A 20,659-nucleotide genomic window follows, 5' to 3' on the forward strand; every position below is an offset into this window, starting at 1 on the left:
GTTCCTTCCGTGCAACTGTCCGGTCTGATCCCGGCCGCCCTGCGCGACCGTGGGCTCGCCCGCGCCCGTGACCTCGCTCGTAAGGGCGGGGTCGACTCCGACGCCCTCGACCTCACCGCGCCCGCCTCGCTGCGCCCGTTCGTGGTCGCCGCCGTCGCCTCGCCGGCCGGCAGCGGCGGCGCCTCGCGCCCGGTGCTCGCGGTCACCGCCACCAGCCGCGAGGCCGACGACCTGGCCGACGCGCTCGGCTGCCTGATCGACCCGGCCGCGGTGGCGGTCTACCCGTCGTGGGAGACGCTGCCGCACGAGCGGTTGTCGCCACGCTCCGACACCGTCGGCCGGCGGCTGGCCGTGTTGCGACGGCTGGCCCACCCGGCGCCCGGCGAGGCGTTGCGGGTCATCGTGGCGCCGGTCCGTAGCCTGCTTCAGCCGCAGCTCAAGGGCCTCGGCGACCTCGAGCCGGTGGAGCTGACGACCGGCGGCGAGGCCGAGCTCGAGGCGGTCGCGCGGCGGCTCACCGACATGGCGTACGCCCGGGTCGACCTGGTCACCAAGCGTGGCGAGTTCGCGGTCCGGGGCGGCATCCTGGACGTCTTCCCGCCGACCGACGAACACCCGTCCCGGGTCGAGTTCTGGGGCGACGAGATCGAGGAGATCCGCACCTTCGCGGTGGCCGACCAGCGGACCATCGATCCGGTGCGGCGGCTGTGGGCGCCGCCCTGCCGCGAGCTGCTGCTGACGCCCGAGGTGCGGACCCGGGCCTTCGAGCTGGCCGTGGAACACCCGGAGCTGGGCGAGATCCTCGACAAGCTGTCCGACGGCATCCCGGTCGAGGGGATGGAGTCGCTGGCGCCGGCCCTGCTCCAGGGGACGGACAGCATGGAGCTCCTGATCGACTGCATGCCACCGGGAACGCATGTGCTGCTCTGCGACCCGGAGCGGATCCGGACCCGGGCGCACGACCTGACGCGTACCTCGGCCGAGTTCCTCGAAGCCTCCTGGGCCGCGGCCGCCGTGGGTGGGCAGGCGCCGATCGACGTGGGGGCGGCGGCGTTCCGGACCCTGGCCGACGTGCGGTCGCACGCCACCACGTTGCACCAGCCATGGTGGACGGTGTCGCCGTTCGGCCTGGCCTCCGAAGAACCTGACCGATCCGACGAAACGCCGTGGCTCGCAACCGAGACCGTCGAAGTCTCGCCGGATCTGGGCGATGCGATCGCTCTGTCGGCCCAGCCGGTGCCGCTCTATCACGGTGACACCGCGCGTCTCGCTGCCGATCTGTCCGGATGGGTGACCGACGGCTGGGCGATCGCGCTGGTCTTCGAGGGGCACGGCACCGCCCAGCGCGCCACCGAGCTGCTGCGCGACGCCGGCCTCGGCGTCACCCCGGTGGACAGCATCCCGGCCGCGATCGAGCCGGGCCAGCTGCTGATCACCTGCGGCGGGCTCAACCACGGCTTCGTCGACGAGCCGGCCCGGCTCGCGATCATCACCGGCAACGACATCTCCGGCGGGCGCGGCGCCAGCACCAAGGACATGCGCAAGATGCCGTCCCGGCGGCGCAACACGATCGACCCGCTCGAGCTCAAGATGGGCGACCACGTCGTGCACGAACAGCACGGCATCGGCCGCTACATCGAGCTCGTCCAGCGGGTGGTCAACGGCGCCGAGCGGGAGTACCTGGTCATCGAGTACGCGCCGTCCAAGCGGGGCCAGCCCGGCGATCGGCTGTTCGTGCCCACCGACCAGCTCGACCAGCTCTCCCGCTACGTCGGTGGCGAGTCGCCGACGCTGCACAAGATGGGCGGCTCGGAGTGGCAGAAGAGCAAGGCGCGGGCGCGGAAGGCGGTGCGCGAGATCGCCGCCCAGCTCATCCAGTTGTACGCCGCCCGGCAGGCGTCCCAAGGCCACGCGTTCGGGCCGGACACGCCGTGGCAGCGCGAGCTGGAGGACGCGTTCCCCTACACCGAGACGCCGGACCAGCTCTCGGCGATCCACGAGGTCAAGGACGACATGGAGAAGGCGGTCCCGATGGACCGGCTGATCTGCGGCGACGTCGGTTACGGCAAGACCGAGATCGCGGTCCGGGCGGCGTTCAAGGCGGTGCAGGACGGCAAGCAGGTGGCCATCCTGGTGCCCACCACCCTGCTGGCCCAGCAGCACTTCAACACGTTCACCGAGCGGATGAACCAGTTCCCGGTGGAGATCCGGCAGCTGTCCCGGTTCCAGACCCCGACCGAGGCCAAGCACACCCTGGAGAAGGCGGCCGACGGCACCGCCGACATCCTGATCGGCACCCACCGGCTGCTGGCCAACTCGACCCGGTTCAAGAACCTCGGCCTGATCATCGTGGACGAGGAGCAGCGGTTCGGCGTCGAGCACAAGGAACAGCTCAAGGCGCTGCGCGCGTCGGTCGACGTGCTGACCATGTCGGCCACCCCGATCCCGCGGACGCTGGAGATGGCGATCACCGGCATCCGGGAGATGTCCACGATCGCCACCCCGCCGGAGGAACGGCACCCGGTGCTCACCTTCGTCGGCGGGTACGACGACAAGCAGGTCGCCGCGGCCATCCATCGCGAGCTGCTCCGTGACGGCCAGGTGTTCTTCCTGCACAACCGGGTCGAGTCGATCGACCGGGCGGCCCGCCGGCTGCGCGAGCTGGTGCCCGAGGCGCGAATCGCGGTGGCGCACGGGCAGATGGGTGAGGACGCCCTGGAGAAGGTCATGGTCGGCTTCTGGGAGAAGGAGTTCGACGTGCTCGTCTCCACCACCATCGTGGAGTCCGGCATCGACATCCCGAACGCCAACACGCTCATCGTCGAGCGCGCCGACCTGCTCGGCCTCTCCCAGCTGCACCAGATCCGCGGCCGGGTCGGCCGGGGCCGCGAGCGGGCGTACGCCTACTTCCTCTACCCGCGTGAGAAGCCGCTGACCGAGCAGGCGCACGAGCGGCTGGCCACCATCGCCCAGCACACCGAACTGGGCGCCGGCATGTACGTGGCGATGAAGGACCTGGAGATCCGCGGCGCCGGCAACCTGCTCGGCGGCGAACAGTCCGGGCACATCGAGGGCGTCGGCTTCGACCTCTACGTGCGGATGGTCGGCGAGGCGGTGCAGCAGTTCAAGGGGGAGCGGCCGGAGGAGGAGACCGAGGTCAAGATCGACCTGCCGGTGGACGCGCACCTGCCGACCGAATACATCAACGTGGAACGGCTGCGGCTGGAGATGTACCGGAAGCTGGCCGAGGCACGGGACACCGCCCGCCTCGACGAGGTGGTCGCCGAGATGACCGACCGGTACGGCGAGCCGCCCGAGCCGGTCGCGAACCTGATCGCGGTGGCCCGGTTCCGGCAGCTCGCCCGCACCTACGGCCTGACCGATGTCTCCGTACAGGGGAAGCACCTGCGTTTCTCGCCCCTGCCGCTGCTCGACTCGAAGCAGATGCGGTTGAAGCGGTACCACCCCGACTCCGTCTACAAGTCGGTCAACGACCAGGTCAGCGTGCCCCGGCCGATGACCCGGCGGGTCGGCGGCGAACCGCTGCGCGACCAGGCGCTGCTCCAGTGGTGTGCGCAGCTGCTGAAGGACGTGCTCGGGGAGCCCGCCACTTCCGGGGGTCGCCAGCATGCCTCCTGAGGGACGTGAGAGAGTCATCGGCATGCAGCGTGCCCGCCGTCTCGCGTCCGTCGCCGTCGCCGCCGCCCTGGCCATCGGCGGGCTGTCCGCCTGCCGGTCCGAGCCCGACGTGGCCGCCTACATCGGCGACCGGACGATCTCGGTGGCCGACGCGCAGCACGTCTTCGACGACCTGACGGCCAAGAAGGCCGCCCAGCCGGCCGCCGCGGGCGCCTCCGGGGCACCCGCCCCGGCGCCGGTGAGCATGCCCGAGGTGGTCAGCGCGATGGTCACCCACGACCTGGTCACCCGGGTCGCGAAGGCGAAGAACGTGCGGCTCCCGGCCGACGTGCCGCTTCAAGAGATCGGCGCCAGCATCGGCGTGCCCGGCAACGCGGAATACGTCCGCCTCTACGGCGAGAGCCGCCTGCTGCTGAACAGCCTGCTCCAGGCCGCACAGCCGGGCACCCCGCCGGACGCCGACGTCAAGCACGTGTTCGAGGTCTTCGAGGAGACCGGTCAGATGAAGCCCGGCCTGACCTATCAAGAGTTCAAGTCCAGCGTGTCGGCCGAGGCGCTGCAGACGCTGGGCCGCGCGCTGAACGTCAAGAAAGACCTGCAGACCGAGTGGGACAAGGCCGACCTGAAGATCAACCCGCGGTTCGCGAGCGGCGAGATCCCGGTGTACGCCGAGAACGGCCCCGACAACAAGCCGCTCAACCTGGTGTCCATCCCGCTGGTCGACCAGGACGACGCGACGGTGCTGAACAAGTCCTGATGCCCGGTCGCATCGTCCTGCTGGTCACGTCGCCGCGGCTACCGACCGGCCTGCTGACCGCGGCGGCCTGGGACCTGGTCCGGGCCCATCCGGTGTACTCGGCCGCCGCCGGCGACGCCTGGGTTGCGGCCGGTGTGCCGGTGACCGTCCTGGGCCCGGATGTCGAGGCGCTGGTCGGCGAGCTCGCGACCCACGAGACCGTGGTCTGGCTGGCCGGCCCGACCGGCGACCAGGACTTCGCCCGGCAGCTCGGTCTCCGGCTGGCCCGCGAGCCTCAGCTCGCCGAGATGGAGCTGATGTACGGCTCCTGGGACCCGCCCGGCGCCCGCCTGCTCGACGCCGTCGCCGTGATGGACCGACTGGCCTCGCCCGGCGGCGACCCGTGGAAACTGCAGCAGACCCATCAGAGCCTGGCCCAGTACCTGCTCGAGGAGGCCTACGAGGCCTACGACGCGATCGCCGAGAACGACCTCGACGCCCTGCGCGAGGAGCTCGGCGACGTGCTGCTCCAGGTCGTGCTGCACGCCCGCCTGGCCGAGAACCTGCCGGGCGAGTCGGCCTGGAACGTCGACGACGTGGCCGGCACCCTGGTCGACAAGATGATCCGCCGCAACCCGCACGTCTTCGCCGGCGAGCAGGTCGACTCGGTCGAGAACATCATCGACAACTGGGAACGCATCAAGAAGCAGGAGAAGGCGCGCGACTCGGCCCTGGACGGCGTGGCCCTGTCCCAGCCGGCGCTGGCCCTGGCGGCCAAGATCCTGCAGCGCACGTCCCGCGCCGGCCTGTCCGTGCCGCTGCCGGCCGACGACTCGCTGGGTTCGACGCTGCTCCGGCTGGTGGCCGAGGCGCGCGAGGCCGGCGGCGATCCCGAGCAGGCGCTGCGCGAGGCCACCCTGGCCTACGCCGCGCGGGTGCGCGCCGCCGAGTAGGTTGCTGACATGCCGGACTTCGTGGACACCGCCGAGCGGATCGTTGACGCGCTCCTGGAGAGCGACCCGCGCCTGGCCTCCTACGTCGGGGACCACCGCTACGACGATCGGTTGCCCGACCTGTCGCCGGGGGCCGTGGCCGAGCGGGTCACCATGCTCCGTGAGGCCGCCGACGCGCTGGCCGGCATCGACCCGGACGCGTTCGACGCCGAGGAGCAGGTCGACCACGCGATCCTCTCGGCCCGGGTCGAGCGGGGGCTGTTCGAGCTGACCGACGTGCGCGAGCACGAGTGGAACCCGCTGCTGCACAACCCCGGCGGACTGCTCCACGGGCTGATCGCCCGGCCCTTCGCGCCGCTGCCCGAGCGGCTGGCCAGCCTCGGGGGCCGGCTCGCGGCGATCCCCGACGCGCTGGCCACCGCCCGCGCGGTGCTGCGGGACATGCCGCGGATCCACGTGGAGACGGCGATCGGCCAGTTCGCCGGGGTCGCCCGGCTGATCGAGGGCCAGGTGCCCGGCCTGCTCGACCAGGAGCCGGCGTTGCGGGCCGCGGTCGAACCGGCCGCCGCCGCCGCGACCGCCGCCCTGGCCGAGTTCGGCGACTGGCTGCGCACCCGGCTGGACGTGCCCGGCCGCGACCCTCGCCTGGGCCGCCGGCTGTGGGAGGCGCGGCTGTGGCACACGCTCGACACCGAGCTGCCCGCGGCCGAGGTGCTGTCCCGGGCCCGGCGCAACGTGGAGGCGGCCGGGGCCGAGCTTCGGGAGCTGGCCGCCGGCGGGTCGGTGCGCGAGGCGCTCGCCCGGCTCGCCGACGATCACCCGGACGGCGACACGATCGTCGGCCTGGCCCGGGTCAGCCTGGACGAGGCGACCGCGTTCGTCCGCGACCACGACCTGCTGACGCTGGTCGACGACCCGCTGGTGATCGAGGAGATGCCGGAGTTCGCCCGCGGGGTGGCCGTCGCCTACTGCGACTCACCCGGGGCGTTCGAGCCGGCCGGGCTGCCCACGTTCTACTGCATCGCGCCCGCGCCCGGTGACTGGTCGCCGGAGCGGGCCGAGTCGCTCTACCGCGAGTACAACGACCACATGGTCCGCAACCTGACCGTGCACGAGGCCATGCCGGGCCACTTCCTGCAGATCGCGCATGCGCGCCGGTTCCGCGGCCGCACCCGGGTCCGGGCCATCGGCGGTTCCGGTCCGTTCGTCGAGGGCTGGGCCGTGTACGCCGAGGAGCTGATGGCCGGCCTCGGCTTCGGCGGCCTGCCGGTGCGCATGCAACAACTCAAGATGCAGCTGCGCACCAGCCTCAACGCCGTCCTCGACCAGCTGGTCCACTGCGAGGACCTGTCCGAGGCCGAGGCGATGGCCCTGATGACGGACGTCGGCTTCCAGGAGGCGGGGGAGGCGGCCGGCAAGTGGCGGCGGGCCCTGCTCACCTCGACCCAGCTCTCCACCTACTTCGTCGGCTACACCGAGATCGCGGCCATCGCCGCCGCCCGCCCGTTCGGCGCGACGCCCAAGGCCTGGCACGACGCGATGCTCGCGCACGGCTCCCCGCCGCCGCGCCACCTGCGCACGCTGCTGGGCGTCTGACCGCCCCCGAAGTGGCTGGGCCGTGTTTCATAACCCGGCCACGCCGCAGCCCTGGCCGGGTTTTGAACACCGCCTAGGGGAAGCGGGCGCCCGGCGGCGGGGTGAAGGCCGTGTATCGGGCCGTGGGGTCGTACTCGGTCATGGTCATGTCGGCCTGCCGGCCGGCGATCATGCCCTTGAAGCTGCCCAGCACGCCGTCGTTGGTGACGCAGACGCCGAGGTCACGGGCGGCCGCGTTGTCGATGCCGGTCAGGTCGAGGCAGGTGGCGTGGTGGCCGGCGATGGTGGTGTCGCGAGGGGCGATCGTGACGTTCTGGTCGAGGGCCGCCGTGTTCAGCAGCTTGATCACCACGGGCGGCGGGACGAGGCCGGTGGACTGGACCGCGGACAGCGCCGGCGGCAGCGAGCCGGTCGCGGGCGGGCTGGTCAGCGTGCAGGCCGGCCGGGAGGCGCCGCGGCAGTCGGTGACCTCGGACGAGCTGACGACGAGGCGGCCGCCCGGATAGTCGTACCCCTGTCGCAGGGGTTTCTGCGCCTGGGTGAACGTGGCCGTGGTGCCGCCGGCCAGGTGGTAGCCGGCCGTGTAGGTGAGGCCGGCCGAGGCGGTGAGCTGGGTCACCATCGCGCCGACCAGGTCGTTCCCGGCCAGGCCCTGGGCCGACGCGGCCGGCAGGTCGCCGCAGCCGGTGAGCAGCAGCCAGCCGGCGAGGAGCGCGGGGAGGGCGCGGCGGATGGCTGGCACGTGCAACACCTAAGCGGATCGGGCACCACGGTGCAAACCGCTATCCCGCGCTCCGGGCGCGCGTCAGCACCTGCTGCCGCATGACGTACCGGCGGATCTGCTGGGCCTGGTGCTCGTCCGGCTGGAGGGTGGCGACGACCTCCACGCTCATCGGGCCGTGGACCGGGACGGTCTGCCGCAGCGACGCGATCTTGCCGGTCAGGGCGGCGACGTCGACCAGTTCGTCGTCGAGCTGCACGCGCAGCCGGATCTCCTCCCGCTCGGCCAGGATGATGTCCTCGAAGTGGGCACGGACGCCCTGCTCGCTGATGTCGCGGATCCAGCCGTACACGTCGGGCAGGCCCGGCCGGCGCAGCATCACCTGTTCCCCGCCGCCGCCGCGGACGAAGTTGCGCTGCTGCTCGATCTCGGCCCGGCCGATCGGGCGGACCTGGATCCGGTTCTCGTCGACCTGGGCGACGTGCACCGGCAGGGAGTAGCGGCCGCGGATGCCGGCCGGCCACCGGAGGGTGACGTTCGAGCCGGCCTGGGGCACGGCCGCCAGGGCGAGCGACAGGGTGAGCAGGCCGGACTCGGTCGCGACCACGCGGACGCCGGGCACCGGGTCGCAGCACGCCGCGGTGAGTTCGACGTCGGCGCCGGCCTCGGGAAGCACGTGTTCGCTCATGCTGGCCGACATCGGCCGCCCGGCCACCGGCATGAGGGAAATCCGTGCCGCATATCGGACAAAAAACAGCCGCTGACATGGCGGGCCCGCGGGCTCGATACCCTTCCGGTGACGAAGTAGCCATGATGCCCCGGCGACGCGACGAAGGGCCCCGGGAGCGCGACACAGGCAGCCGTACGAGCACAAGGAGCCACACGACAGATGGCCACCATCGAAGTGATCGTCGCCCGGGAGATCCTCGACTCGCGAGGCAACCCCACCGTCGAGGTCGAGGTCGGGCTGGACGACGGCTCGATCGGCCGCGCCGCGGTTCCGTCCGGCGCGTCCACCGGCGCGTTCGAGGCGATCGAGCTGCGCGACGGCGACAAGGGCCGCTACCTGGGCAAGGGTGTGACCAAGGCGGTCGAGAACGTCGAGGAGCAGATCGCCGAGCAGCTGATCGGCTACGAGGCCGACGAGCAGCGCCTGATCGACGCCAAGATGCTCGAGCTGGACGGCACCCCGGACAAGTCGGAGCTGGGCGCCAACGCGATCCTCGGCGTGTCGCTGGCCGTGGCCAAGGCCGCCGCCCTCTCGGCGCAGCTGCCGCTCTACCGCTACCTGGGTGGCCCGAACGCCCACCTGCTGCCGGTCCCGATGATGAACATCCTCAACGGCGGCGCCCACGCCGACTCGAACGTCGACGTGCAGGAGTTCATGGTCGCGCCGATCGGCGCCGCCACGTTCTCCGAGGCGCTCCGCACCGGCGCCGAGGTCTACCACGCGCTGAAGTCGGTGCTGAAGAAGAAGGGTCTGTCCACCGGGCTGGGCGACGAGGGCGGCTTCGCGCCGAGCCTGCCGACCAACGCGGCCGCGCTCGACCTGATCGCCGAGGCCGTGCAGGCCGCCGGCTTCACCCTGGGCACCGACATCGTGCTGGCCATGGACGTGGCCGCGACGGAGTTCTACAAGGACGGTTCGTACGTCTTCGAGGGCGCTCCCAAGTCGTCCGAGGAGATGATCAACTACTACGCCAAGCTGGCCGAGACGTACCCGATCGTCTCCATCGAGGACCCGCTGTCCGAGGAGGACTGGGCCGGCTGGAGCGCGATGACCGCGCAGCTCGGCGACAAGATCCAGATCGTCGGCGACGACCTGTTCGTCACCAACCCGACCCGGATCGGCCGCGGCATCGCCGAGAAGGCCGCCAACGCCGTGCTGGTCAAGGTGAACCAGATCGGCTCGCTGACCGAGACGGTGGACGCGGTCGACCTGGCCCACCGCAACGGCCTCAAGACGATGATGAGCCACCGGTCCGGTGAGACCGAAGACGTCACCATCGCCGACCTCGCCGTCGCGGTCGGCTCCGGCCAGATCAAGACCGGCGCGCCGGCCCGGTCCGACCGGGTCGCCAAGTACAACCAGCTCCTGCGCATCGAGGAGCAGCTGGGCGACGCGGCCCGGTACGCCGGAGCGGGCGCGTTCCCGCGTTACCGCACCGCGTAGTCCCGCATCGTCGGATCATGGAGTTGTGGCATCGACGCGCCGGGGCATAGGTTCGCGGTGGCAGGTGCCGCAACTCCATGACGGGGGAGGGCAGGGATGACGCAGCGCCGCACGCCGAGCGGCCAGGGTCCGGCGCGCCGCCCCGGCCGCGCGTCCCGCCCCACGCAGCGTGTTCGCGTGCGCGACACGTCGTCCACCCGGGTCGAGCCGCGGGTGGCCCGGCAGGCCCGCCCGATGGCCGCGAAACGCACCGCGGCGACCAAGGGCGCGGCCGCCAAACGCACCGTCGCGCCCCGGCCCCGGGCGATCACCGGCCGGGCCACGGTCATGATCGCGGTGCTGGTGGCGCTGGTGCTGGCCTACACGTACCCGCTGCGGGTCTATCTCGCCCAGGAATCGCAGATCGCCAAGATGGAGCAGGCGCAGGAGATCCAGCGCCGGCTCATCGCCGAGAAGGCGGACGAGGTCGCGCTCTGGTCGGACGAGGAGTACGTGGTGGCCCAGGCGCGCGAGCGTTTCTACTACGTACGCCCCGGTGAGACCCCGCTGATCGTGCTGAACGACCCGGCCGGCGCCGCCCGGGACGCCGGTCGCGCACCCGCCGCCGCCGCACCCGACCGCTGGTACGACACCCTGTGGTCCAGCGTGCAAGCAGCCAATTCGGAGCCTCGAAACTAGATGGAATCCCCCCAGCCGGCCGACCTGGACGTTGTCGAGTCGCAGCTCGGCCGCCGCCCCCGTGGCACCCGAGCGATCGCCCACCGCTGCCCGTGCGGCAATCCCGACGTGGTGGAGACCTCGCCGCGGCTGGCCGACGGCACGCCGTTCCCGACGCTGTACTACCTGACCTGTCCGCACGCGACGGCGGCGTGCAGCCGGCTGGAGTCGGCCGGGGTGATGCGCGACATGCAGGAACGGCTCGCCACCGATCCGGAGCTGGCCGCCCGCTACGCCAAGGCGCACGAGGACTATCTGGCCCGGCGGACCGAGATCGAGGACGTGCCCGAGATCGCCCGGGTGTCGGCCGGCGGGATGCCCGACCGGGTGAAGTGCCTGCACGTGCACCTCGCGCACGCGCTGGCGGCGGGACCGGGTGTGAACCCGTTCGGCGACGAGGTGCGCGACGCGATCGGCGAGTTCTGGTCCGAGGGCAAGTGCCGATGATCACCGTACGACGGGCGCGGACCAGCGACGTGAAGGCGATCCGCACGCTGGTCGACACCTACACCACCGATCGGCGGCTGCTCAGCAAGGCCACGGTCACGCTGTACGAGAGCGTCCAGGAGTTCTGGGTCGCCGCCGACCAGGACGACACCGTGGTCGGCTGCGGCGCGCTGCACGTGATGTGGGAAGACCTGGCCGAGATCCGTACGGTCGCGGTCGACCCCTTGCACCGCGGTGCCAAGATCGGCCACAAGATCGTCACCGAGCTGCTCGGGGTGGCGCGTGAGCTCGGGGTGGCCCGGGTCTTCTGCCTCACCTTCGAGACCCGGTTCTTCGGCTCCTTCGGGTTCACCGAGATCGACGGGGCGCCGGTGCCACACCCGGTCTACGAGCAGCTGCTGCGCTCGTACGACGAGGGTGTCGCCGAGTTCCTCGACCTGGAGCGGGTCAAGCCGAACACGTTGGGGAACACGCGAATGTTGTTGCATCTATGAGGGTCGCGGCGATCGACTGCGGCACCAACTCGATCCGTCTGCTGATCGCGGACGTGGACGGCGAGCGGCTGTCCGACGTGTCCCGCCGGATGGAGATCGTCCGGCTGGGCGAGGGCGTCGACCGCACCGGCCGGCTGGCTCCGGAGGCGATCGAGCGTACCCGTCAGGCCCTGCTCGGTTATGCCGCCGAGATCGCCGAGCTGGGCATCGACCGGGTGCGGATGGTCGCCACCTCGGCGTCACGAGACGCCAAGAACGCGGGCGAGTTCCGCGACATGGTGCGGTCGGTGCTGAGGGTCGACCCCGAGGTGATCACCGGCGACGAGGAAGCGGCGCTCTCCTTCGTCGGGGCGGTGCACGGGCTCACCGAGGACCCGCCCTTCCTGGTGGTGGACATCGGCGGCGGCTCGACCGAGTTCGTCACCGGGGTGGCGGCGGTCGAGGCGGCGAGCTCGGTGAACATCGGCTGCGTGCGCATGACCGAGCGGCACAAGTTCGCCGACCCGCCGACGGCCAAGCAGATCGCGGCGGCCGAGAAGGACATCACCGCCCAGGTCGACAAGGCGCTCGCGGCCGTGCCGGGCCGGCTCGCGCACACGATGGTCGGGCTGGCCGGTTCGGTCACGACGGTGGCGGCTCTCGCTCTCGACCTGCCCGGGTACGACGCCGGCCGGATCCACCACGCCACGATCTCGTACGACCAGGTCGCCAAGGTCACCGCGAACCTGCTGGCGGCCACGGTGGCCGAGCGCCGAGCGCTGCCGGTGATGCATCCCGGCCGGGCCGACGTGATCGGCGCTGGTGCCCTGATCCTCCGCACGATCATGGAGCGGGCCGAGAAGCACGACGTGGTGGCCAGCGAGCACGACATCCTCGACGGCATCGCCTACGGCCTCGTCTGACCCCTCCGGTGGTAGCCCGGCGCGCCGTTTCGGCGGCGAATACCGTTCTGGGCCACCACTGTTCTGTTCTTGACGGTACTTCGCACTGCACAGTAGTGTGCGGTGCGTGGATGCGACGCAACTGCTCAAGGGCGTGCTCGACCTGGCCGTCCTGGCGGTGCTGCGGGACGAGGACGGGTACGGCTACGACATCCTCCGCCGGCTGCGGGTGGCCGGGCTGGAGGAGGTCGGCGACGCCTCCGTCTACGGTACGCTGCGACGCCTCTTCAACTCCGGGCTGCTGAACGCGTACGTGGTGCCCAGCGACGAAGGCCCACACCGCAAGTACTACGCCCTGAACGCCGCCGGACGAGCCGAGTTGCAGCACTCCGGCAAGATCTGGCAGGAGTTCTCAGCCACCATGGACGACCTTCTTCGCGAGCGGGGGACGGCGTGAACGCAACAGACACCGACATCGACGAGATCACGGCCTACGTCGAGGCGGTCCGCGCCGCGCTGGCCGGCCTGCCCGAGGAGGTCCGCGAGGGACTGCTCGAGGACCTGCCGGAACACCTGGCCGAGGTGGTCGCCGACGACATCGGCACGCTCGCCGACCGGCTCGGCCCGCCGTCGGTGTACGCCGCCGAGCTGCTGGCCAGCGCCGGCTACGTCGGTGGCGGCTTCCCCGACCCGCCTCCGCCGCCGCGCCGGGCCACCCGGCTGCGCCGGGCGCGCGCCTCGCTCGGCGCCCGCGTGCGCGAGCTCGACGAGAGCTCCGGGCCGCTCTTCGGCCGGCCGAAGGCCAGCGACTTCCTGGCCCAGCTCCGTCCGGCGTGGTGGGTGCTGCGCGGCTACCTGGTCGCCATGGTGCTGGCCAGCGCCCTGGGCGACGGCAGCCAGATCGGCCTGCTGCCCCGGGTCGGCGGCAGCGACCTGGTGGCTCTCGGGATGCTCGCCACCTGCGTGTTGGCCTCGATCTGGTTCGGCCGCCGCCGGTTCCTGCTGAAGCGGCCGCTGCGGCTGATGCACACCGTCGGCACCGGCATCCTGGTGGTGGTCGCACTGGCCGGTTTCAGCGACGCCGACTCGGCCAGCCGGACCGATCCCTACATGAACGCCGGCTACTCCGATCCGTACAACGACGTTCGTGATGTCTTCGTCTATGACCGTGAGGGCAACCTGGTCGAGGGCGCGCGGCTGCTCGACCAGGAAGGTCAGCCGATCCGGCTGGGCGACCCGAACTGCTACGACGACCAGGGCTCGTACAGCCGGGGCGCTCCGGAGTCGGTCTACCCGTACTGCGCCGAGAACGCGCCGTTCCGATTGGGCAACAAGCCGGCGCCCGCCGCGCCCGCCCCCACACCGTCCGGCTGACGCGCTACCGTCCCATGCGTGCACGAGGCTGAACGTGGGTCGGTCGCCTTCAAGGTGACCATCCACATCCTGCTGGCGCTGGCCATCGGCATCTCGGTGCTGGCGGCCAAGGAGTTCCTCTTCGGCGACAAGGCCGGTGGCGCCCGGGCCGGCGACTGCGTGCACGGCACCAGCCGGGAGATCACCGCCGGCACCGCCGCCCGGGCCGAGGTGGTGCCGTGCGACTCGGCCGAGGCCGACTACGAGGTGGCCGGGCGGGTGAACGGCACGACCGACGCCGACGGGCCGGCCTGCGACACGTTCTTCAGCGAGGGTGAGAAGTTCATCGTCTATTCGAGTACGGGCAACGGCGGCTACCTGCTCTGCCTGCGCCCCCGCGCGTCATGACCGCGCGTACCCCCGACGACGTCGTGTCGCGGGCGGCGGAAGCGCCCGACCTGCCGCGACTCGACGCCGAGGTGGCGAACTGCTTCGCCTGCGACCGGCTGGTGGCCTGGCGCGAACAGGTCGCCGCCGAGCGCCGCGCCGCGTTCCGCGACCAGGAGTACTGGGGGCGCCCGGTGCCCGGGATGGGCCCGCCGGACGCGGCCGTCGGCATCCTCGGGCTGGCCCCGGCGGCGCACGGCGGCAACCGGACCGGGCGGATCTTCACCGGCGACCGCAGCGGCGACGTGCTCTTCGCCGCGCTGCACCGTGCCGGCCTGGCCAACCAGCCGCTCAGCGTCGACCGCGACGACGGCCTGACGATCGCGCACACCCGGATCTTCGCGGCGGTCCGCTGCGCCCCGCCGGACAACAAGCCGCTGCCGTCCGAGCGGGACACCTGCGCTCCCTGGCTGCATCGGGAGCTGTCCTTGATCAGACCCACGCTGCGGGTGGTCATCGCGCTGGGCGCGTTCGCCTGGGCCGCGTGGTGGCCGTCCTTGACCCGGGTGTACGGGCTCCGGCCGCCCGTTCCGCGGCCCAGGTTCGGGCACGGCGCCGAGGTCGCGATGCCCGGCGCGCCGGTCCTGCTGGGCTGCTATCACGTGTCCCAGCAGAACACCTTCACCGGTCGATTGACCCCGGCGATGCTCGACGAGGTGCTGGCCCGTGCCAAAGCTTTGGCGGGCCTGGCATGATTCGTGCTCGATGGACCTCGCCCGACTGCGTCGATGGTGGCCGCTGGCCGCCATCCTCGGCCTGCTCTTCCTCGCCTCGGTGGCGGCCACCCGGTCGCTGCCCCAGCTGGAGCGGATCCGGCCGGACGCGCCGCCCGAAGAGGCCGCCCCGTTGCTGCCGACCAAGCCGATCGCCACGAACCAGCCGTCCGCCGGCGGCGGGACGCCCCCGCCGTCCGACAGCGGCCTGCCCGCGTGGCTGACCACCGCGGCGCTGGTCGTCCTCGGCGTGGCCGCGCTGGTGCTGATCGTCCTGGTGGTCTGGGCGATCCTGCGCGACCAGGCCCGCCGTCGCGGCCGCCGGGCCCGGCCCGAGCGTGAGCGCACCGACCCGAACACCGCCGAAGACCTGGTCGCCGCGCTCGACGCCGGCATCGAGGAGCTCTCCGACACCGACCGTGACCCGCGCCGGGCGGTGATCGCCTGCTGGGTGCGGCTGGAACAGGCCGCCGCCTCGGCCGGCACGCCCCGGCACGCCGGGGACAGCCCCACCGACCTGGTCGGCCGGCTGCTGCGCGAACAGCAGGTGGACGCCGGCGTGCTGGCCGCGCTGCTCGAGGTCTACCGCCAGGCCCGCTACGCCACGCACACGGTCGACAACCAGATGCGCTCGCAGGCCCGATCGGCCCTGGAACGGCTCCGCGCCGACCTCGGCACCACCCAGGTGCCGTCATGACCCGCGAGGAAGGCGGCGACGGGCTCGACGCGCTGTTCCAGTACGCCGACGAGCAGCCCGCCCGCCGCGCCCCCGAGCCCGAGGTCAAGCGGCCGCCGTCCCGGGCCGGCTGGGTCGTGCGCAACCTGCTGCTGGTCGCCGTGGCCACCACGGTCACCGTGGCCGGCCTGCGGATGGCCGGCCTCAGCGTCCCGCTGCTGATCGTGGTGTCCGCGTTCGCCGCGTTGCGGCTGCTCATGCTGGCCGTCGCGGCGGTCTCGCCGCCCTCGTCGGCCCGGGTCACCAAGCGGGCCTCGGGTGAGGAACCGGGCGAATACCACTGGGCCGGCAGCGACTCGTTGCGGACCTCCGTGCGCCGGTGGGAACTCCGGCTGGACTGGTCGCAGTCGGACGCCGACCGGTTCTCGCGTAACGTGCTGCCGGTGCTCGCCGAGCTGACCGACGAGCGGCTGCGGCTGCGGCACGGCATCACCCGGTCGTCCGATCCGCGGCGCGCGCGCGAGCTGGTCGGTGAACCGCTCTGGCTGCTGCTGGCCGACCCCGGCCGGCGGCCGCCGAAACGGGCGGATCTGGCCGGCTATGTGGACGCACTCGAACGTCTGTGAATTGTGATCTTGCGAAGGAGTGAATCGGTGGCGGACGCGGCGCAGGGCCTTTCCCCGTACGAGGTGGGGCGGCTGGCCGGTGCGGTGCTCGACCAGGTCGGCACCGTGGTGGTCGGCAAGCGCGACGCCCTGGAGCTGGTGCTGGCCGGCATCCTGGCCGGCGGGCACGTGTTGCTGGAAGACCTGCCCGGCCTGGGTAAGACGCTGACCGCGCGGTCCTTCGCGCAGGCGCTCGGGCTCGACTTCCGCCGCCTGCAGTTCACCCCCGACCTGCTGCCCGCGGACGTCACCGGCTCGTTCCTGTACGACCAGCGCAAGGGCGACTTCGCCTTCCGGGCCGGCCCGGTCTTCACCAACATGCTGCTGGCCGACGAGATCAACCGGACGCCGCCGAAGACCCAGTCCGCCCTGCTCGAGGCGATGCAGGAGAAGCAGGTCTCGGTCGAGGGCGTGACCTACCGGCTCGACCCGCCGTTCCACGTGCTGGCGACGGCCAACCCGATCGAGTACGAGGGCACGTACCCGCTGCCCGAGGCCCAGCTCGACCGCTTCCTGCTGCGGGTGTCGTTCGGCTACCCGACCGCCGAGGAGGAGTGGGAGGTGCTGCGCCGGCGGATGACCCGCCGCCAGGAGGAAGAGCTGCTCGCCCCGGTGGTCGACTCCCGCTCGCTGCTGGCGATGCAGGCGGCGCTCGAGAACGTGGTGGTCGAAGACTCCATCGGCCGTTACATCGTGGCGCTCACCTCGGCCACCCGCGAGCACGCGTCGGCGCTGGTCGGCTCGTCGCCACGCGGCTCGCTGGCGCTGCTGCTGCTGGCCCGGGCCCGGGCGGCGATGGCCGGGCGCGACTTCGTGGTGCCCGAGGACGTCAAGGAGGTGGCCGTCCCCGCACTGGCCCACCGCATCACCCTGCGGCCCGAGATGTGGTTGCGCAAGGTCAACCCCTCGTTCGTGGTCGAGGAGGTGCTGACCGCGGTGCCGGCGCCGGCCAGCGGCGCGATGCCCACGTACGCGCGCCATGAGTAGTGCCTTCAGTCCGATGTTGGGCGGTGGTGGGGCTGCGGACGGCGAGGGGCCCCGGCTGCGTCTGGCCGCCCCGCCCGCGGTGGAGGAGGCCGACGAGTCGCTGAGCGGGCCGGCCTGGGTGCCCACCCGGGCGCTGGGCCGCGCGGTGCTGCTCACCGGCCTGCTGCTGGTGCTCGGCGTCGCGCTGGGCCGCATCGACCTGGTGCTGCTGGGCGCGCCGTTCGCGATCGGCGCCGCGATGGCCCTGCGCCGGATGCCGCGCTCGGCGCCCGAGGTGACCATCAGCGCCGACGAGGAACACCTGGTCGAGGGGGGCACGGTGACCGCCGGCCTGACCGTCGCCAATCCGGATGTCCTCGACTACGACCTGGTCGTGCTGCGGACCCGCGCCTCGCCGTGGGTGAAATTGGAGCAGGCCGACCGTCCGTTCGCGATCAGCGTGCCGGTCGGCGACTGGACCGAGATCGAGCTGACCGGCGAGGCCAGCCGGTGGGGCCGGCACGAGATCGGCCCGGCGGCGGCGCGGGTCGCCGCCTGCTCGGGGCTGCTCGCCTGCCGGCCGGTGGTGACGCCGGCCCGGGCGGTGCGGGTCTACCCGATGACCGAGCCGTTCGCCGCGGTCGAGTCGATGCCCGCCGCGGCCGGGCTGGTCGGTCCGCACCGGTCCCGGCGGCCGGGGGAGGGCGGCGAGCTGGCCGGGGTACGCCCGTTCATGCCGGGCGACCGCCTGCGCCGGATCGACTGGCGGGTGTCGCTGCGTACCCGTGACCTGCATGTCGCCTCGACCCTCTCGGACCGCGACGCCGAGGTCCTGCTGCTGCTCGACGTGCTCGGCGAGGCCGGCGTCTCGGGCGGCCTGAAGGGCAGCGCCTCGGTCCTGGACACCACGGTCCGCGCCTCGGCGGCGATCGCCGAGCACTACCTCAAGCGCGGCGACCGGGTGTCCCTGCTGGAGTACGGCGCGAACGGCCGCCGGCTGCGTCCCGCCACCGGCCGCCGGCAGTACCTGACCGTCCTGGAGTGGCTGCTCGACGTGAAGGCCGACAACGACGCCGAGGCCGCCCTCGAACACGCCTTCGGCGCCCACCAGGTGTCCTCGGACGCGCTGGTTGTGGTGCTCACCCCGCTGGTCGACCCGCGGTCGGCCGACATGCTGGCCCGGCTCACCCAGAGCGGCCGGTACACGGTGGCGGTGGACACCCTGCCCGAGGGCCTGACGCCGCCGCAGCGCAGCGCGTGGACGCCGCTGGCCACCCGGCTGTGGCGGATCGAGCGGGACAACGTGCTGGGCCGGCTCCGCGAGCACGGGGTGCCGGTGGTGTCCTGGGCCGGCACCGGCAGCCTCGACCTGGTGCTGCGGGACGTGGCCCGGATGGCCTCGGCGCCGAGAGGTCATTGAGGGAGGCGAGCAGACATGTTCGACGGCATCACCAACCGGCTGACCCGGATGCAGACCGCGATCAGCCGGGCGACGCTGGTGCCCCTGCTGGTCAAGACCGGGGTGGCGGCCACCTTCGCCGGGGCGATGATCGTGGCCTGGCCGGCGGCGATCGTGTTCGGCCAGTTCGTGCTGCCGCTCCTGCTCTTCGCGATCTATCCGGCGTTCGCGCCGCGCGGCCGGGGCCCGACGCTCGCGGTGCTGGTCGTGGTCGGCGGCTGGGTGGCCGGCACGACCTGGTACGACGGCCGGGTCGAGGCGTGGCGGGTGATCGCCATCGGCACCTTCCTCTACCTCGGGCACACGTTGGCCGCGCTGGCCGCGGTGCTGCCGTACGACGGGGTGGTGAACCTCGACGTGGTGGTCCGCTGGCTGCTGCGGGCCGGGGCGGCGGTCCTCATCTCGGCGGTGCTCACGGTGATCGCTCTCGGCCTCTCCGACGCGCTGGCCGGCAGCGCCTTCGTGCTGGCGACCGTGGTCGGGCTGGCCGCCGCGACCGCCGCGACGCTGCTGCTGGCAAGGTTGCTGCGACGTACCGGTAACTAACCTTTTACGTGTGTTCCTCAGCACCCCCACCTGGGCTTGTGCTGCGTCACACCGCGCCGCATCGGGGTGCTCCGGTGCGGACAATGGACCACGTGAGACCTCAGCGTGTGATTGTCGTCGGAGCCGGCCATGTCGGCCTTTACGCGGCCTTGCGCCTGTCGCGGAGGGTCAGCCCGCGGCGGGCCGAGGTCGTCGTCATCGACCCCCAGCCCCACATGACCTATCAGCCGTTCCTCCCCGAGGCGGCGGCGGGCAACATCTCGCCGCGCCACTCGGTGGTGCCGTTGCGCCGCGAGCTGAAGCGCTGCCGCATCGTCTCCGGCGAGGTGACCCGCATCGAGCACGACCGCAAGACGGTCACCGTGCAGCCGATCGAGGGCCCGCCGACCGAGATGACCTACGACCACATCGTGGTCGCGCCCGGTTCCGTGTCGCGCACCCTGCCGATCCCCGGGCTGCGTGAGCGCGGCATCGGCTTCAAGACCATCGGCGAGGCCATCTACCTGCGCAACCACATCCTCGACCGGCTCGACGTGGCGGCCGTGACGCCCGACCGGGCGGTCCGCGCGGCGTCGCTGACGTTCGTCTTCGTGGGCGGTGGCTACGCCGGCATCGAGGCGCTGGCCGAGATGGAAGACGTCGTCCGCGACGCCCTGCCGACCTACCCCGAGCTCCGGCAGGATGAGGTGCGGTTCGTGCTGGTCGAGGCGACCAACCGGATCCTGCCCGAGGTCGGCCCCCAGATGGGGGCGTACGCCGCTCGTCAGCTCGACAAGCGCGGCATCGACCTGCGCCTGGACACCCGCCTGGTCTCCTGCGTGGACGGCTGGGTCGAGCTGAGCGACGGCGACCGGTTCAAGGCCGAGACGCTGGTCTGGACGGCCGGGGTCAAGCCGTCGCCGATGCTCGACCGCACCGACCTGCCGCGCGGCCCGCGTGGTCACCTCACCGCGCTGCCGACGCTCCAGGTGGTCGACGGCGACCGGGTGCTCGACGGCGCCTGGACCGCGGGCGACTGCGCCCAGGTGCCCGACCTCACCAAGCCCGACGGCGCCTACTGCTCACCCAGCGCGCAACACGCCGTCCGCCAGGCCAAGGTGCTGGCCGACAACATCCGCCTGGCCCTGCTCGGCGGCGCGCCCAAGCCCTACAGGCACAAGTACGCGGGCAGCGTCGCCAGCCTCGGCCTGCACAAGGGCGTGGCCCACGTCTACGGCATCAAGCTCACCGGCCTGCCGGCCTGGTTGATGCACCGGACCTATCACGTCAGCCGCATCCCGTCGTTCAACCGCAAGGCGCGCGTGGTGGCCGACTGGACCCTCGCCTTCGTGTTCCGCCGCGAGACGATCTCTCTCGGTCAGCTGCACCAGCCGCGCGAGGAGTTCAATGCCGTCACACCCCCGCTGACCAGCGATCGACCGGCCGAGCCGGTGGGTTCGGGCGTCCGGTAGGACAAGGGTGTACTCAGCCGTCCGGC

The 20,659-nt window shown here is 72.2% G+C and carries 21 protein-coding genes; 19 read left to right on the forward strand and 2 right to left on the reverse strand.

Going from position 1 to position 20,659, the window contains the following annotated elements; all coding sequences use genetic code 11:
- The first annotated feature begins 9 nt into the window (after positions 1-9).
- From mfd to AB0O15_RS15615, 4 genes are read left to right on the forward strand one after another with little or no spacing between them, the layout of a single operon-like run.
- Positions 10-3,639, forward strand: a complete 3,630-nt coding sequence (mfd, locus tag AB0O15_RS15600; protein WP_364318735.1) for a transcription-repair coupling factor — start codon at positions 10-12, stop codon at positions 3,637-3,639.
- 22 nt (positions 3,640-3,661) lie between these two features.
- Complete coding sequence (locus AB0O15_RS15605; RefSeq protein WP_364318737.1) at positions 3,662-4,396, forward strand: hypothetical protein; 735 nt, start codon at positions 3,662-3,664, stop codon at positions 4,394-4,396.
- Positions 4,396-5,328, forward strand: coding sequence for a MazG family protein (locus AB0O15_RS15610; RefSeq protein ID WP_364318739.1), 933 nt, complete (start codon positions 4,396-4,398; stop codon positions 5,326-5,328). Before AB0O15_RS15605 ends, AB0O15_RS15610 begins: the two co-directional genes overlap by 1 nt.
- Positions 5,329-5,337: 9 nt before the next feature.
- The gene (locus AB0O15_RS15615) at positions 5,338-6,924 is read left to right on the forward strand and encodes a DUF885 domain-containing protein (RefSeq protein WP_364318741.1); all 1,587 of its coding nucleotides are present in this window, start codon (positions 5,338-5,340) and stop codon (positions 6,922-6,924) included.
- Positions 6,925-6,997: 73 nt separating this feature from the next.
- On the opposite strand, the gene AB0O15_RS15620 is transcribed toward AB0O15_RS15615, so the two are convergent.
- Both AB0O15_RS15620 and AB0O15_RS15625 read right to left on the reverse strand, forming a co-directional pair.
- A complete protein-coding gene (locus AB0O15_RS15620; protein ID WP_364318743.1) occupies positions 6,998-7,666 on the reverse strand; it encodes a hypothetical protein in 669 nt (222 codons plus the stop codon).
- Between the two features lie 40 nt (positions 7,667-7,706).
- Positions 7,707-8,366, reverse strand: coding sequence for a hypothetical protein (locus tag AB0O15_RS15625; RefSeq protein ID WP_364318744.1), 660 nt, complete (start codon positions 8,364-8,366; stop codon positions 7,707-7,709).
- 168 nt (positions 8,367-8,534) lie between these two features.
- Here AB0O15_RS15625 and eno point away from each other — a divergent pair, with 168 nt between their 5' ends.
- The 15 genes from eno (at position 8,535) to AB0O15_RS15700 (ending at position 20,633) form a co-directional block, all read left to right on the forward strand.
- Positions 8,535-9,818, forward strand: coding sequence for a phosphopyruvate hydratase (gene eno, locus AB0O15_RS15630; RefSeq protein ID WP_364318746.1), 1,284 nt, complete (start codon positions 8,535-8,537; stop codon positions 9,816-9,818).
- 96 nt (positions 9,819-9,914) lie between these two features.
- Entirely contained in the window at positions 9,915-10,496 is a 582-nt protein-coding gene (locus AB0O15_RS15635) for a septum formation initiator family protein (protein ID WP_364318748.1), read from the forward strand.
- Positions 10,497-10,982 (forward strand): DUF501 domain-containing protein, encoded by a 486-nt coding sequence (locus AB0O15_RS15640; protein WP_364318749.1) that lies wholly within the window; start codon positions 10,497-10,499, stop codon positions 10,980-10,982.
- Positions 10,979-11,476 carry an amino-acid N-acetyltransferase gene (locus tag AB0O15_RS15645; RefSeq protein WP_364318751.1) on the forward strand — a complete coding sequence of 166 codons (498 nt, stop codon included), beginning with the start codon at positions 10,979-10,981 and terminating at the stop codon, positions 11,474-11,476. The genes AB0O15_RS15640 and AB0O15_RS15645 overlap by 4 nt, the downstream gene beginning before the upstream one ends.
- The gene (locus tag AB0O15_RS15650; RefSeq protein WP_364318753.1) at positions 11,473-12,378 is read left to right on the forward strand and encodes a Ppx/GppA phosphatase family protein; all 906 of its coding nucleotides are present in this window, start codon (positions 11,473-11,475) and stop codon (positions 12,376-12,378) included. Before AB0O15_RS15645 ends, AB0O15_RS15650 begins: the two co-directional genes overlap by 4 nt.
- A gap of 106 nt (positions 12,379-12,484) precedes the next feature.
- Positions 12,485-12,814 (forward strand): PadR family transcriptional regulator, encoded by a 330-nt coding sequence (locus AB0O15_RS15655; protein WP_364318755.1) that lies wholly within the window; start codon positions 12,485-12,487, stop codon positions 12,812-12,814.
- On the forward strand, positions 12,811-13,731 hold the full coding sequence (locus AB0O15_RS15660; RefSeq protein ID WP_364318757.1) for a hypothetical protein: 921 nt from the start codon (positions 12,811-12,813) through the stop codon (positions 13,729-13,731). The genes AB0O15_RS15655 and AB0O15_RS15660 overlap by 4 nt, the downstream gene beginning before the upstream one ends.
- 18 nt (positions 13,732-13,749) lie before the next feature.
- Positions 13,750-14,118 carry a hypothetical protein gene (locus AB0O15_RS15665; RefSeq protein WP_364318759.1) on the forward strand — a complete coding sequence of 123 codons (369 nt, stop codon included), beginning with the start codon at positions 13,750-13,752 and terminating at the stop codon, positions 14,116-14,118.
- Entirely contained in the window at positions 14,115-14,852 is a 738-nt protein-coding gene (locus AB0O15_RS15670) for a uracil-DNA glycosylase (protein ID WP_364318761.1), read from the forward strand. Before AB0O15_RS15665 ends, AB0O15_RS15670 begins: the two co-directional genes overlap by 4 nt.
- A gap of 10 nt (positions 14,853-14,862) precedes the next feature.
- The gene (locus tag AB0O15_RS15675; RefSeq protein ID WP_364318763.1) at positions 14,863-15,567 is read left to right on the forward strand and encodes a DUF4129 domain-containing protein; all 705 of its coding nucleotides are present in this window, start codon (positions 14,863-14,865) and stop codon (positions 15,565-15,567) included.
- Entirely contained in the window at positions 15,564-16,172 is a 609-nt protein-coding gene (locus tag AB0O15_RS15680) for a hypothetical protein (RefSeq protein WP_364318765.1), read from the forward strand. The genes AB0O15_RS15675 and AB0O15_RS15680 overlap by 4 nt, the downstream gene beginning before the upstream one ends.
- Positions 16,173-16,199: 27 nt before the next feature.
- Positions 16,200-17,198: a MoxR family ATPase gene (locus AB0O15_RS15685; protein WP_364318766.1), complete on the forward strand. Its 999-nt coding sequence runs from the start codon at positions 16,200-16,202 to the stop codon at positions 17,196-17,198.
- Positions 17,199-17,211: 13 nt separating this feature from the next.
- Positions 17,212-18,597 carry a DUF58 domain-containing protein gene (locus tag AB0O15_RS15690; protein ID WP_364318768.1) on the forward strand — a complete coding sequence of 462 codons (1,386 nt, stop codon included), beginning with the start codon at positions 17,212-17,214 and terminating at the stop codon, positions 18,595-18,597.
- A gap of 15 nt (positions 18,598-18,612) precedes the next feature.
- Positions 18,613-19,182: a hypothetical protein gene (locus AB0O15_RS15695; RefSeq protein WP_364318770.1), complete on the forward strand. Its 570-nt coding sequence runs from the start codon at positions 18,613-18,615 to the stop codon at positions 19,180-19,182.
- A 92-nt stretch (positions 19,183-19,274) separates the two neighbouring features.
- Complete coding sequence (locus AB0O15_RS15700; protein ID WP_364318772.1) at positions 19,275-20,633, forward strand: NAD(P)/FAD-dependent oxidoreductase; 1,359 nt, start codon at positions 19,275-19,277, stop codon at positions 20,631-20,633.
- The last annotated feature ends 26 nt before the right edge of the window (positions 20,634-20,659 follow it).

The sequence above is a fragment of the Actinoplanes sp. NPDC089786 genome, assembly GCF_040684855.1.
Classification (GTDB): Bacteria; Actinomycetota; Actinomycetes; order Mycobacteriales; family Micromonosporaceae; genus Actinoplanes.